The 13,752-nt window shown below is 61.2% G+C and carries 10 protein-coding genes; 1 reads left to right on the top strand and 9 read right to left on the bottom strand.

Features of this window, described 5'->3' with window-relative positions:
- Positions 1 to 172: 172 nt before the first annotated feature.
- From K7431_RS26425 to purL, 5 genes are all read right to left on the bottom strand, one after another.
- Complete coding sequence (locus K7431_RS26425; RefSeq protein WP_015885714.1) at positions 173 to 436, bottom strand: DUF6124 family protein; 264 nt, start codon at positions 434 to 436, stop codon at positions 173 to 175.
- Between the two features lie 365 nt (positions 437 to 801).
- Positions 802 to 1,089, bottom strand: a complete 288-nt coding sequence (locus K7431_RS26420) for a HigA family addiction module antitoxin (RefSeq protein WP_010207958.1) — start codon at positions 1,087 to 1,089, stop codon at positions 802 to 804.
- A 14-nt stretch (positions 1,090 to 1,103) separates the two neighbouring features.
- Positions 1,104 to 1,382 carry a type II toxin-antitoxin system RelE/ParE family toxin gene (locus K7431_RS26415; RefSeq protein ID WP_015885715.1) on the bottom strand — a complete coding sequence of 93 codons (279 nt, stop codon included), beginning with the start codon at positions 1,380 to 1,382 and terminating at the stop codon, positions 1,104 to 1,106.
- Positions 1,383 to 1,713: 331 nt separating this feature from the next.
- Complete coding sequence (locus K7431_RS26410; RefSeq protein ID WP_015885716.1) at positions 1,714 to 2,025, bottom strand: NIF3 1; 312 nt, start codon at positions 2,023 to 2,025, stop codon at positions 1,714 to 1,716.
- Positions 2,026 to 2,029: 4 nt separating this feature from the next.
- The gene (purL, locus tag K7431_RS26405; protein WP_015885717.1) at positions 2,030 to 5,926 is read right to left on the bottom strand and encodes a phosphoribosylformylglycinamidine synthase; all 3,897 of its coding nucleotides are present in this window, start codon (positions 5,924 to 5,926) and stop codon (positions 2,030 to 2,032) included.
- Positions 5,927 to 6,213: 287 nt separating this feature from the next.
- Between purL and mltF the strand changes: the two genes are divergently transcribed.
- The gene (gene mltF / locus K7431_RS26400) at positions 6,214 to 7,674 is read left to right on the top strand and encodes a membrane-bound lytic murein transglycosylase MltF (RefSeq protein ID WP_015885718.1); all 1,461 of its coding nucleotides are present in this window, start codon (positions 6,214 to 6,216) and stop codon (positions 7,672 to 7,674) included.
- A 63-nt stretch (positions 7,675 to 7,737) separates the two neighbouring features.
- Here the strand turns inward: mltF and K7431_RS26395 are convergent, their stop codons facing one another.
- From K7431_RS26395 to treC, 4 genes are all read right to left on the bottom strand, one after another.
- Positions 7,738 to 8,016 carry a PTS transporter subunit EIIB gene (locus K7431_RS26395; RefSeq protein ID WP_043205847.1) on the bottom strand — a complete coding sequence of 93 codons (279 nt, stop codon included), beginning with the start codon at positions 8,014 to 8,016 and terminating at the stop codon, positions 7,738 to 7,740.
- Positions 8,017 to 8,018: 2 nt separating this feature from the next.
- Positions 8,019 to 10,535 (bottom strand): phosphoenolpyruvate--protein phosphotransferase, encoded by a 2,517-nt coding sequence (gene ptsP, locus K7431_RS26390; protein WP_015885719.1) that lies wholly within the window; start codon positions 10,533 to 10,535, stop codon positions 8,019 to 8,021.
- A gap of 180 nt (positions 10,536 to 10,715) precedes the next feature.
- Positions 10,716 to 11,936, bottom strand: coding sequence for a maltoporin (locus K7431_RS26385; protein ID WP_015885720.1), 1,221 nt, complete (start codon positions 11,934 to 11,936; stop codon positions 10,716 to 10,718).
- A gap of 71 nt (positions 11,937 to 12,007) precedes the next feature.
- Positions 12,008 to 13,654: an alpha,alpha-phosphotrehalase gene (gene treC, locus K7431_RS26380; protein WP_015885721.1), complete on the bottom strand. Its 1,647-nt coding sequence runs from the start codon at positions 13,652 to 13,654 to the stop codon at positions 12,008 to 12,010.
- Between the last annotated feature and the right edge of the window lie 98 nt (positions 13,655 to 13,752).

Genomic DNA, 13,752 nt, shown 5'->3' with positions numbered 1-13,752 from the left:
ACCCACCCAATCAACGCCTGATCCCCCTGTGGCGAGGGAGCTTGCTCCCGCTGGGCTGCGTAGCAGCCCCTTGTTCAGAACACCCCTTTTTTCAGACAGAACGCTGGGCAGGTTTTGGGGGCGCTTCGCACCCCAACGGGAGCAAGCTCCCTCGCCACAGGGTGTGGTGTATTCAGTTGCTGATCGGCACTTCCTGTAGGTCCAACACCCGATCGACCATCAACTGGATACCTTCCACCATTCGATGAATCCCCAGCACCGCATCACGCTGGGGGCCGTCGACGTCAAACGCCAGATTGCCCGCCAGTGCCTGGACTGATGCCAGGTCTTGGGAAGCATTGGCGAGCAGGGTTTCGCTGTTCAAGTTGGGTAGTACAGTGAAGAGTTGGTCGGCGGGCTGAGAATCAGATGGAGGATTTGGACTGTTTTTGATCATGGTAAAACTCCTAACAAAAAGTGGGAGCTACCGACATCACTTGCAGATGATGGGTGGCAGCTGTGTACGGGTCTGCAAGACCGAGTTGTTAGGAACCTCGGCAGACCCGAGGGTCTCCCGCACACAGCCACCATGAATCAATAACCGCTTTATGAAAGCGGCATGATTATAGGTGCGCTGTTCAGCACTAACAAATTATCGGCGGGCTTGCAGTCCCGGTCACTGAATTGGCAGCGACGGGAAAAGGTTAGTGAGGTGAGTTCCGAGGGACAACCTGAAAGGCTTGTAGGAAATCTCTGAGGCGCCTGTACCGACGCCATCGCAGGCAACGAAAACCCGGCCAAAGCCGGGCGCTTTAATCTCGGTTACTCAATCCGAGCAAACCGCTCAATAACAGGCTGTTCTCTATGCTCTGCCTGCCACAGGTCATAACTGCTCTGCATTGAGAGCCACATCTGGGCCTTGCTGATGCCCGCGCGCTCAAGCCGCACAGCTAGATCAGGGCTAACAGGCGCATGCCCATGAAGAATTCTTGAAAAGGTTTCCCTAGCGAAACCCAGGCGGCGAGCAACTTCAGTGATCGTCATTCCCAGCCCGGGAATGACATCCTCAAGCAGTATTTCCCCTGGGTGAGGAGGATTGTGCATACCCATAAACAGACCCCTTCTCAGTGGTAATCCAGATAGTCGACCAGCTCGACTTGATCGTCATACATGCGAAAAATGATGCGCCAGTTACCACTGATGCTCACTGACCAGTAGTCGACAAGATCCCCCTTCAAGCGATGGAAGCGCCAACCTGGCAGTTCCAGATCGCTCCAATGAATCGCGCTGTCTAAAATCAGCAAGACACGGCGCAAGCGATTCACGTGGTTGGCATTGATCCCTTTCGTTGAGCCCGTTTCATAAAAGATGCGAAGGCCTTTATGTTTCCAACTAACGATCATGGCGCGATTGTGATGTGATACATCACGCCATGCAATAGCCGCATATCAGTTCTGGTCGTCAGACTCATAACATTCCACCACTGAGAAAATGCAAAGCAGGGAGGCTAGGGAGATGGGTTCCGAGGGACAACCTGAAAGGCCTGTGGGAAAGATCTGACGCGCCTGTCCCAACGCCTTCGCGAGCAAGCCCGCTCCCACATTCGACTGCATTCCTTCAGGATAAACGCGGTCGAATGTGGGAGCTGGCTTGCCTGCGATTGGCCCTTACAGCCAACAAAAAACCCGCTGACCAAACTGGCCCAGCGGGTTTCTTGTTTCTACAGCCAACAGATCAAAAATCCGCCAGCTGCCACACCTCATACGCCGGTGTCTCATACGGATGGCTAAGCTTGAGTGCAGCCACGACAGCCACAATCAACTCATCCGCCACCACCAGCTCAACCTTCCATTCCTCAACCACTTCAACCTGGCCCACCTGCCCAATAAACGGCTGGCTGCCGTCCAACGCGCGGAATTGGCCCTGGCCCAGCACTTGCCAGGCGCAGCTGTCGTAGTTGCCGATGCGCCCGCCGCCAGCTGCGAAGACGGCGGTTTTCACCGTCTCCACGTGGCTGTCGGGCACGAAGAAGCTGAGCTTGTACACGGCCTTAGTTCACCCACACGCGGGCGTTGCGGAACATGCGCATCCAGGCGCCGTCCTCGTCCCACTCTTCCGGGCGCCACGAGTTCTGCACGGCGCGGAATACACGCTCCGGGTGCGGCATCATGATGGTCACGCGACCGTCGCGGCTGGTGAGGCCGGTGATCCCGCGCGGCGAGCCGTTCGGGTTGGCCGGGTAGGTCTCGGTGACCTTGCCGTGGTTGTCGACGAAACGCAGGGCAACGGTGCCGGACAGGTCAGCCTCAAGCAGGGCCTCTTCGCTGGCGAACTCGGCATGGCCTTCACCGTGGGCGATGGCGATTGGCATGCGCGAACCGGCCATGCCTTGCAGGAAGATCGAGTTGGACTCCTGCACCTGCACCATGGCAACACGGGCTTCGAACTGCTCGGAACGGTTGCGCACAAAGTGCGGCCAGAACTCGCTGCCTGGGATCAGTTCGCTGAGGTTGGACATCATCTGGCAACCGTTGCACACACCCAGGGTGAAGCTGTCGTTGCGTTCGAAGAAACCCTGGAACGCATCACGGGCACGGCTGTTGAACAGGGCCGATTTGGCCCAGCCTTCACCGGCACCCAGCACGTCGCCGTAGGAGAAACCACCGCAGGCGACGAGGCCTTTGAACTCATTGAGGTCAACGCGACCGGCGAGGATATCGCTCATGTGCACGTCGATCGCATTGAAGCCGGCGCGGTCGAACGCGGCCGCCATTTCCACCTGGCCATTGACGCCCTGCTCACGCAGTACGGCAACTTGTGGGCGAATGCCTTTCTTGATGTAAGGCGCGGCGATGTCCTGGTTGACGTCAAAGCTGAGCTTGGTGCTCAGGCCCGGGTTGTCTTCTTCCAGGATCACGTCGAATTCCTGCTCGGCGCAGTCGGCGTTGTCGCGCAGGCGTTGGATCTGGTAGCTGGTCTCGGCCCACTGGCGTTGCAGCAAGCGGCGCTGGCCGGCAAACACGGTGTCGCCGTTGAACGAGATGTTGATCTCGCCGTTGTTGATCGGCTGGCCGATCACCGCCACGCAGTCGTCCAGGCCAGCGGCGCTGAATTGTGCAAGCACATCCGGGGTAGCGTCCTGGCGAACCTGGATCACTGCGCCCAACTCTTCGTTGAACAGGATGCCGTTGATTTCGGAGGCATCCTCGGCAACGCTGTCGAGCACGATGTTCAGGCCGCAGTGACCGGCGAAGGCCATCTCGACGACGCTGGTCAGCAAGCCGCCATCGGAACGGTCGTGGTAGGCCAGCAAGTGACCGTCGGCGTTGAGGCCCTGGATCACGGCGAAGAAGGCTTTGAGGTCTTCGGCGTCATCGACGTCCGGCGCGTGTTTGCCGAGCTTGCCATGGGTCTGTGCCAGGATCGAGGCGCCCATGCGGTTCTGGCCACGGCCCAGGTCGATCAGGATCAGGTCGGTGGTGCCCTTGTCCATGCGCAATTGCGGGGTCAGGGTCTGGCGGATGTCGGTAACCGGTGCGAAACCGGTGACGATCAGCGACAGCGGCGAAGTGACGCTCTTGTCGGTGCCGTCTTCGTTCCAACGGGTGGCCATGGACATGGAGTCCTTGCCCACCGGAATGGTGATACCCAGCTCAGGGCACAATTCCATGCCGACCGCTTTGACGGTGTCATACAGGCGTGCATCTTCGCCTGGGTGACCGGCTGCCGACATCCAGTTGGCCGACAGTTTGATGTCGGACAATTTACCAATGCGCGACGCGGCGATGTTGGTGAGGGTTTCACCAATGGCCATCCGGCCCGACGCCGGAGCGTCCAGCAGGGCCAGCGGCGTGCGCTCGCCCATGGCCATGGCTTCACCGGTGTAGACGTCGAAGCTAGTGGCAGTGACGGCAACGTCAGCCACGGGAACCTGCCACGGGCCGACCATTTGGTCACGGGCCACCAGGCCGGTGATGGTGCGGTCGCCGATGGTGATCAGGAAGCTTTTGCTCGCCACGGCCGGGTGGTGCAGCACACGTTCGATGCTGTCGGCCAATTCCAGCGTGCTTGGGTCGAAGTCATCGCCCAATTCGGCTTCACGTACCGCCGAACGGTGCATGCGTGGGGCTTTGCCCAGCAGCACTTCGAGCGGCATGTCCACCGGGCTGTTGCCGAAGTGGCTGTCGGTAACGGTCAACTGCGGCTCGGCAGTGGCTTCGCCGACCACGGCAAACGGGCAGCGCTCGCGTTCGCAGATGGCCTGGAAGCGCGCGAAGTCTTCAGGGCCGACGGCCAGTACGTAGCGTTCCTGGGATTCGTTGCTCCAGATTTCGTGCGGGGCCATGCCCGGCTCGTCGTTTGGAATGTTGCGCAGTTCGAAACGGCCACCACGGTCGCCATCGTTGACCAGTTCCGGGAAGGCGTTGGACAAACCACCGGCGCCGACGTCGTGGATGAAGCTGATCGGGTTCTTGTCACCCAACTGCCAGCAGCGGTCGATGACTTCCTGGCAGCGACGCTCCATCTCAGGGTTTTCGCGCTGTACGGACGCGAAGTCCAGGTCTGCCGAGCTGGTGCCGGTGGCCATGGAGGAAGCTGCGCCGCCGCCCAGGCCGATCAACATCGCCGGGCCGCCGAGTACGATCAGCTTGGAGCCGACCAGGATCTCGCCTTTCTTGACGTGTTCTTCGCGGATGTTGCCCATGCCGCCGGCCAACATGATTGGCTTGTGGTAACCGCGCACTTCATCGCCACGCGGGGTGGTGATGGACTGTTCGAAGGTACGGAAGTAACCGGTCAGCGCCGGACGCCCGAACTCGTTGTTGAAGGCGGCGCCGCCCAGTGGGCCTTCGATCATGATGTCCAGCGCGGTCACAATGCGCTCAGGCTTGCCGTACGGCACTTCCCACGGCTGTTCGAAGCCTGGGATCTGCAGGTTGGACACGGTGAAACCGGTGAGGCCCGCCTTGGGCTTGGCGCCACGGCCGGTTGCACCTTCGTCACGGATTTCGCCGCCGGAACCGGTGGCTGCGCCTGGGAATGGGGCAATCGCGGTCGGGTGGTTGTGGGTTTCAACCTTCATCAGGATGTGCACCGGCTCCTGCACCGCGCCGTACTGGCGGGTTTCAGGGTCCGGGAAGAAACGGCCGGCGACGGAGCCGACGATCACCGAAGCGTTGTCCTTATAAGCCGACAGAACGCCTTCGCTGTGCATCACGTAGGTGTTCTTGATCATGCCGAACAGGCTTTTTTCCTGGCTTTCGCCGTCGATGTCCCAACTGGCGTTGAAGATCTTGTGACGGCAGTGCTCGGAGTTGGCCTGGGCAAACATCATCAGTTCGATGTCATGCGGGTTGCGCTTCAAGCCGTTAAAGGCGTTGACCAGGTAGTCAATCTCGTCTTCGGCCAAGGCCAGGCCCAGCTCGGTGTTGGCCTTCTCGAGGGCGGCGCGGCCACCGCCGAGCACGTCAATCGCGGTCAGCGGCTTGGGCTCGGCGTGGCTGAACAGGCCGGCAGCCTGTTCCAACTGGCTGACGATGATCTGGGTCATGCGGTCGTGCAGGCTGCTGGCGATCAGCTCGGCTTCGGCATCGCTGAACTGGCCGGCGACGTAGAAAGCGATGCCACGCTCCAGGCGCTGGATTTTGTCCAGGCCGCAGTTGCGGGCGATATCGCTGGCCTTGCTCGACCAGGGCGAGATGGTGCCGAACCGCGGCAATACCAGGAACAAGCGGCCGTTAGGCTCTTGAACCGGAACGCTTGGGCCGTACTTCAGAAGGCGCGCCAGCACTTGCTGTTCGTCGGCGGTCAACACGCCGGTAACGTCGGCGAAGTGAGCAAATTCAGCATACAGGCCTGTAACCGCTGGAACCTTCTGGCTCAGTTGCTCAAGGAGTTTGCTGTGGCGAAAGGCAGAAAGGGCAGGAGCGCCGCGCAGGATCAACATCTTCGGGACAGCCTCGGGAAGGGGGTGTGCTTTGAGGCCGTGCATTCTAGCGTAAACCGTCGCCAACGGCACCCGAAACGCTACCGGTGGCTGGCGCCGAACGTCAGTTGGCCGGATTACAGCCCTTTCGAGGGGTCATAGTGGGCATTCGGCGCAGTTATTTTAACCGTCACAATCCCCTGCCAAGCCACGTTTCTGCGGGCTACAGCACAGTTTTGCGGGCGCTAGCAGACAAGTCCCGCGCTGTCGAGATATGGCGCCGTGGGCCGTTTGCGTATACTGCGCAGATGTTCTCCCCAACTGCTTTGCGCCCGCGATGCGCCAAATGGCTCATCGCAACCGGACTCTTCCTGATGCTCAGCGCCTGTGTTGATAAGCCCAGCACGCTCGAGCGAATCAAGGAGGATGGCGTATTGCGGGTGGTTACCCGGAACAGCCCGGCGACTTATTTCCAGGACCGCAACGGTGAAACCGGTTTCGAATACGAACTGGTCAAGCGCTTTGCCGACGACCTGGGCGTGAAGCTGGAGATCGAGACCGCCGACAACCTCGACGATCTGTTCGGCCAGTTGGGCAAGCCCAACGGCCCGGTCCTCGCGGCGGCCGGCCTGGTCAGCAGTGAACAGCGCCAGGCGCAGGTACGTTTCTCCCACCCTTACCTTGAAGTCACCCCGCAGATCATCTATCGCAATGGCCAGTCCCGCCCGACCAATGCGGCGGACCTGGTGGGCAAGAAGATCATGGTGCTCAAGGGCAGCACCCACGCCGAGCAACTGGCAGCGCTTAAAAAGCAGAACCCTGCCATTGAATACGAAGAATCAGACGCCGTTGAGGTCGTCGACTTGCTGCGCATGGTGGACGAGGGCCAAATCGACCTGACCCTGGTGGACTCCAACGAAGTGGCGATGAACCAGGTGTACTTCCCCAACGTGCGCGTGGCGTTCGACCTCGGCAATGCCAGCAACCAGAGCTGGGCCGTCGCCGCCGGTGACGACAACAGCCTGCTCAACGAGATCAACAGTTACCTGGATAAAGTCGAGAAAAACGGCACGTTGCAGCGTCTGAAAGACCGCTACTACGGCCACGTCGACGTGCTCGGCTATGTGGGCGCCTACACCTTCGCCCAACATCTGCAGCAGCGTTTGCCCAAGTACGAAAAACACTTCCGCGCCTATGCCAAGGAAGAAAAGGTCGATTGGCGCCTGTTGGCAGCCATTGGCTATCAGGAATCGCTGTGGCAGCCGGCCGTCACGTCCAAGACCGGCGTGCGCGGCCTGATGATGCTGACCCAGAACACCGCCCAGGCGATGGGCGTGTCCAACCGCCTGGACCCCAAGCAAAGCATCATGGGCGGTGCCAAGTACTTGGCCAAGATCAAGGATGAACTGGACGACAGCATCGCCGAGCCGGATCGCACCTGGTTCGCCCTCGCCGCCTACAACGTCGGCACCGGCCACTTGGAAGATGCCCGCACCTTGGCCAAGCGCGAAGGCCTGAACCCGAACAAGTGGCTGGACGTGAAGAAGATGCTGCCGCGCCTGTCGCAGAAGCAGTGGTACAGCAAGACCCGCTATGGGTATGCGCGCGGTGGGGAGCCGGTGCATTTTGTGGCGAACATCCGGCGTTACTACGACATCCTCACCTGGGTGACCCAGCCGCAGTTGGAAGGCAACCAGGTGGTCGAAGGCAACTTGCATGTGCCGGGCGTGGACAAGACTAAGCCGCCGGAAGATAACCCGCAGTTGTAAGAACACAGCAAAACCCATGTGGGAGGAGGCTTGTCCCCTCCCACATTTGGATCTCCACCTGGCTTAGAGGCCGGTGAGCAGATGCACTACGCCGCCCGCCAACACCATCACCCCAGACACACCTGCCGCCCTCAACGCCGCCTCATCCACTCGCCCAGCATCCTGCAACTGCACCCGCACCCGCGTCAGCGCCACACGCTGCTGCGACTTGAGATTATCCGCGCCACCCAATGCCCTCAGCATGTCGGCCGACAACAGACTTTGCTTTGGCGCAGTGACGGTCTCGGCAATCAAATCCGGCGTCAGCGCCTTCCAGAACGCCCGCTGTAATTTCTCGAACATGCTCAGTGCTCCACGACAGGTGAGGTTTCAACGGTAGCCGCGTGATATTGGCGCAGGGCCTCACGCACTTGGGAGGCTTCTTCCAGGCCCAACACCTGGCGGGCGATGATCTGGCAGTCCGCCAGGTCCAGCTCGCGCACGGTGGCCTTGATGGTGGGGATCAACGGCACGCTGACCGACAACTCGTCCACACCCAGCCCGATCAGCACCGGCACCGCCAGCGCTTCGGACGCCAACGCGCCGCACACGCCCACCCATTTGCCATGGGCGTGGGCGGCCTTGACCGTGGTGGCGATCAGGCGCAGCACCGCCGGGTGGAAGCTGTCGGCCTGGCTGGCCAATCGCGGGTGGTCGCGGTCCATGGCCAGCGTGTACTGGGTCAGGTCATTGGTGCCGATGGAGAAGAAGTCCACATGGGGGGCGAACACGTCCGCCATCAGCGCCGCCGACGGCACTTCAATCATGATGCCCAGCTTCGGCAACTCGGTGAGCTTCAGCGCCAGCGCTTCCTCTTCAAGGATCTTGCGCGCCTGGTGCAGCTCCGACAGCAGGCTGACCATTGGCAACATGATGTGCAGCCGCGCAAACCCGGCACTGGCGAGGATCGCGCGGAACTGTTCGCGCAGCAGCTCAGGACGTTCCAGGCACAGGCGAATGCCGCGCAGGCCAAGAAAGGGATTGGTCTCAGCGTCCATGGGCACATAGGCCAACGGCTTGTCGCCGCCAACATCCAGGGTGCGCACTACCAGGTTGCGCTCGGAGCCCAGGGCGCGGGCGATCGCGGTGTAGGTGCCGGCTTGCTCCTCGGGGCTCGGCGCGCGGTGGCGGTCCAGGTAGAGGAACTCCGAACGCAACAGGCCGACACCTTCGCCGCCGAGGGTCAGGGCGTGCTCCACTTCTTGCAACGAGGCCACGTTGGCGGTGACTTCGACGTGATGGCCGTCGCGGGTGGTGGCCGGTAACGACGCTTGCGCCACGTCGCGCTGATGGCGCAGCGCCTGCTGTTTGCGCGCGGCCTCCAGGTGTTCGATCTCGGCCAGGTTCGGCTCCAGGTGCAGCTCGCCTTTGTCGGCGTCGAGCAGCACTTGTTTGCCATTGGCCAACCCCAGCACGTCGGCCGAAACACCGCAAATGGCCGGCAGGCCAAGGGCACGGGCGAGGATCGCGACATGGCTGGTCGCGCCGCCGCCGACGGTGACGAACCCCAGCACTTTGCGGGTATCCAGGCTGGCAGTCTGCGAAGGCGTCAGTTGCTCGGCGATCAGGATTGCACGTTCCGGCAAGTCCCAGGCGCTGTCCTGAATCCCCAGGATCAGCTTCAGTACACGCTGGCCGACGTCCGCCAAGTCTGCCGCACGTTCGGCCAACAGGGCATTGCCTGAACCCTGGAACAGCTTGGCTGTGGCGAGCGTGGCACGGTTCCAGGCAAAGGCGGCGCTCTTGCCGTCAGCCAGCAGACTGTGGGCTTGTTCGAGCAAGGTCGGGTCCTCGAGCAATTCCTGATGAGCGCGGAAAATCTCCGCCTGGGCACTGCCGCAAGCCTTGTCTTGCAACGTTCGCAGGGCCTCGGTGGCAGCCAGCAAGCCACGCGCCAGGGCGGCACGCTCCGTCGCTTCATCCGTACCGTGTTCAGGAATGGCCAGTTCGGGCTCGATCACCTGAACCACCTGGCCAAATGCCGAACCCGGTGAGGCGCACACGCCTTTAAGCAACGTCGCCGACAATACCGTCGCGGCCGGTTCGGCAACGGTCGCCACCGCCTCGCCACAGCCTTGCGCCAACAAGGCCACCAGTGCCTTGATCGCCGCCTCGGCATCCTCGCCCGCCGCGCTCACTTGCAGGGTGTCGCCCTTCACCGTTTGCAACGCCATGATCGCCACCAACGACTTGGCGTTGGCGCTCTGGGTTTGCTTGTGCAGGTAGATGCTGGCCTTGAAACCCTTCGCCGCCTGGGCGAATACCGCCGCTGGGCGAGCGTGCAGGCCGTTGGCGTTGGGTAAGGTCAGCGGCTTGGAAAACAGTGCCTCGCCCTCCTCCTCGTCCATCACGTCAATGGCTTCACTTGGGGATAACTGCAACAGTGGCTGGCCGGACGCCACAAGACCGCTTGCCAATACGCTAAACGGCTCGCCGCTGACCACCAGCATCAAGGTCAGCAAACTGCGTGCGTTGAGTGCCACGTAGTCGGCATCGAATTCGATCAGCGCCTGCCCGGCCTCCACCCGCTGGCCTTCCTGCACCCGCCGGGTGAAGCCCTGGCCTGCCAGGTTGACGGTGTCCAGGCCGATATGCAGCAGCACTTGGACGCCGTTGTCGTCGGTGATGCTGACGGCATGCCCGCTGTCCTGGATATTGCTGATCACCCCAGCCAACGGGGCACACAAGGTCTGCGAGGTCGGGTCGATGCACAGGCCGTCGCCGATCACGCGACTGGAGAATACCGGGTCGGGGACCTTGTCCAGTGCCAGCAGCACACCGGATAGGGGCGCCAGCAGTTCCAGGGGTTTAGATGGGGTCATGACTTCACCTGCTGTTTTGTTCTGTAAAAATCATTGGGTGATGCAACCCCAAGATGACGACGATCCAATGTGGGAGCTGGCTTGCCTGCGATAGCATCGCCTCGGTTTTACTGAAAGACCGAGTCGCCCGCATCGCAGGCAAGCCAGCTCCCACACAAAGCGCATTCACATGAGTTCGCGCTATTTCCACCAGTATTCGACTTGCACACCCACGTTCGACCCATGCCGCGCCGTGCCATAGGAACCGGTATCAGATAACGCCGACCCCGCCGCCAATTCATTCGCCGCGCGCTTGGCCGCCTCGTTCCAGGTTGCATAGGTGTAGTACAAGCGCACCTCCGGCCGCGCCCAGAATTCCGGGCCTTTGGGGGACCAGGTCGGGGCGAAGGTGAACTTGCTCAGTTTGCGTGTGCCGCCGGTGGCGTCGACCTGATCATGCCCAAGCTCGGTGACCAGTTTGAACTCCTCGCTGATCGCATACGCCGGGCGCACACCGATGGACATCCAGGTCTGGTCCTGGCTGCCGGGACGAATATCCTTCTGGTACACCGCCTCGACCTGTCCACCAAAACGCGGGGTCACCTGCCAGTCGAAAAACTCCACGGCGCGGTAACTTTTGCTGCTGTTGTCCAGGAAGGTATTGCCGGTGTAGCCCAGGCCGGTGCCGGGGCCTTCGCCGTACTGCAAGGCGAACTTGTTCTTGCCACCCAGGAAAGGTTTTTGCACATGCTGCGCAGTGATCGCCCAGCCGCTGTTGGTGTCACGCCCGCCGGCTTTTTCGATGTAGCTCAGGCCCAGTTCCAGCTCACCGCCGGGGTTGGTCTTGAAGCCCGCGACGTTGAAGTCGTGACGGGTGGCGTATGCCTTCTGATACAGATTGTCCTTGCGCGAAATGGCGTAGCTGTATTTGAGGTCGCCGATCAGCACGTCCTCAATCCCGCCGCCTGTGGCGCTCTGGTTCCAGTAGTAGAAGTCGGAGATATGGATGTCGTTACGTTTGTAGTAACGCCGACCGGCCCACAGCGAGCCACCATTGAGGCTGGGCAGGTTGGACCATTGTGCATACAGCTGCGGCATGCGCGCGGTGCCGTTGTTTTCGCCCTGGAATTTCAGCTCACGATCGTACTTGTTGTAGAGCGAAGCCATTGCATCGACGCTGAGCACCGAGCCGTCATCAAGGGTGAGCAGGTCCTGGCGCAGTTCCAGCTCGGCGTATTGCTCGCATTCGTTACCCAGACGGTACTTGGTTTGTGCCCCCGGCAGTTGGAAACATTGCTGTGGGCCGCTGCCCGTTGAAGTGCCCGCGCCGCTGCGCAAGTAACCGGCGAATTCCAACGCCTCAGCGCCAAACGGCAGGCTCAGACAAGACGCAACGAGGCCCAGCTTTATTGTTGTTTTCATGCAGCACTCCGATATTTTTATTATGTTTTTTTCAACGCGCCCCGTGCTCCCACACGGGGTTACAACGGGCCTCAGTCCTTGAGGTGCAACACAAACGATTCGTACGGGCGCAGCGCTACCGTGCCCGTACGCACCGGGCAGTCCGGGTAGTTGCTGATCAGCAGGCGTTGTTCGCTGGCCGGGTTGATGACGCCGTCCGGCAGTTGGATTTCGCAGGGCGTGCCGTAGAAGTTGTTCAGCACCAGCAGCTGCTCGCCATGGCCTTCGCGCAGGTAGGCCCAGACCTGCAGATGGTCTTGCAGCAACTGGCGATAAACACCGGCCTGGATCAGCGGCTCGTGACGGCGCAAGGCGATCAGCGCACGGTAGTGATGCAGCACTGAATCCGGGTCATCCAGCTGGCGCTCGACGTTGATCTGCGCCGCATTGGCCGGGATGCCGATCCACGGCTCGCCGCTGCTGAAACCGGCGTTCGCCTGGGCATTCCACTGCATCGGCGTGCGGCCGTTGTCGCGGGACTTCTGCATGATCGCGGCCATGCTCGACGCCTCGGACTCGCCCGCATCGCGCTTGAGCCGGAAGATGTTGAGGGTCTCCACATCGCGGTACTGCTCGATCCTGTCGAAGCCCGGATTGGTCATGCCCAGCTCTTCGCCCTGGTACACAAATGGCGTGCCTTGGAGGAAGTGCAGCGCGGTCGCCAGCATCTTGGCCGAGACCACACGGTGCTCACCGTCATGGCCGAACCGCGAGACCACCCGTGGCTGGTCGTGGTTACACCAGAACAGCGCGTTCCAGCCGCCACCGGCCTGCATGCCCAGTTGCCAATCCGAGAGGATCTGCTTGAGCTGCAGGAAGTCGAAGTCGGCCTTCACCCACTTCTGAAGGTTCGGGTAATCGACTTTCAGGTGATGAAAGTTGAAGGTCATCGACAGCTCTTTCGACTCCGGCCGCGAGTAGCGGATGCAGTGTTCAAGGCTGGTGGATGACATCTCGCCGACGTTGATCAGGTCGTGCCCTTCGAAGACTTCGCGGTGCATTTCCTGCAGGTAGTCGTGCACGTTCGGGCCGTCGGTGTAGAAGCGACGGCCGTCGCTGCTGTCTTCGGGGAAATCGGCGGGCTTGGAGATCAGGTTGATCACGTCCAGGCGGAAACCGCCCACGCCTTTGTCGCGCCAGAAGCGCATCAGCTTGAACACCTCGGCGCGCACCTTGGGGTTGTCCCAATTCAGGTCGGCCTGGGTGTGGTCAAACAAGTGCAGGAAGTACTGCCCGGTTTGCGCCTCGTATTCCCAGGCCGAGCCACCGAACTTGGATTCCCAGTTGTTCGGCTGGTCGCGCCAGATGTAGAAGTCGCGGTACGGGTTGTCGAGGCTGCTGCGCGCCTGCTGGAACCACTCGTGTTCGATGGACGTGTGGTTGACCACGATATCGAGCATCAGCTTGATGCCACGCTTGGCCGCTTCGCTGATCAGCAGGTCGCAGTCGGCCATGGTCCCGTAGCTGGGGTCGATGGCGTAGTAGTCGCTGATGTCGTAGCCGTTGTCGCGCTGTGGCGAGCGCAGGAACGGGGTGATCCACAGGCAGTCGACACCCAGCCATTTGAGGTAGTCGAGTTTGTCCACGATGCCCAGCAGGTCACCGGTGGCGTTACCCGCGTGGCTGTGGAAGCTTTTGGGGTAGATCTGGTAGATCACCGAGTGTTGCCAGTTTTGCATGGTGGGTTCCTTCAGTTGATTTTTGTGCAGGCCTTTCGGGCCTCATCGGGGGCAAGCCCCCTCCCACATTTGAAATGCGTTTCAATGTGGGAGGGGGC

This window comes from Pseudomonas fluorescens group sp., assembly GCF_020093335.1.
Lineage (GTDB): Bacteria > Pseudomonadota > Gammaproteobacteria > Pseudomonadales > Pseudomonadaceae > Aquipseudomonas > Aquipseudomonas petroselini.
Note: the sequence above shows the minus strand (reverse complement) of the source record. Positions and strands in the feature narration are given on the sequence as shown.

Excerpts from the sequence above, each read along its gene's own strand:
- K7431_RS26425 (WP_015885714.1), bottom strand. The coding sequence starts at position 436 with ATGATCAAAAACAGTCCAAATCCTCCATCTGATTCTCAGCCCGCCGAC.
- K7431_RS26420 (WP_010207958.1), bottom strand. The coding sequence starts at position 1,089 with ATGGGTATGCACAATCCTCCTCACCCAGGGGAAATACTGCTTGAGGAT.
- K7431_RS26415 (WP_015885715.1), bottom strand. The coding sequence starts at position 1,382 with ATGATCGTTAGTTGGAAACATAAAGGCCTTCGCATCTTTTATGAAACG.
- purL (WP_015885717.1), bottom strand. The coding sequence starts at position 5,926 with ATGTTGATCCTGCGCGGCGCTCCTGCCCTTTCTGCCTTTCGCCACAGC.
- mltF (WP_015885718.1), top strand. The coding sequence starts at position 6,214 with ATGTTCTCCCCAACTGCTTTGCGCCCGCGATGCGCCAAATGGCTCATC.
- K7431_RS26395 (WP_043205847.1), bottom strand. The coding sequence starts at position 8,016 with ATGTTCGAGAAATTACAGCGGGCGTTCTGGAAGGCGCTGACGCCGGAT.
- ptsP (WP_015885719.1), bottom strand. The coding sequence starts at position 10,535 with ATGACCCCATCTAAACCCCTGGAACTGCTGGCGCCCCTATCCGGTGTG.
- K7431_RS26385 (WP_015885720.1), bottom strand. The coding sequence starts at position 11,936 with ATGAAAACAACAATAAAGCTGGGCCTCGTTGCGTCTTGTCTGAGCCTG.
- treC (WP_015885721.1), bottom strand. The coding sequence starts at position 13,654 with ATGCAAAACTGGCAACACTCGGTGATCTACCAGATCTACCCCAAAAGC.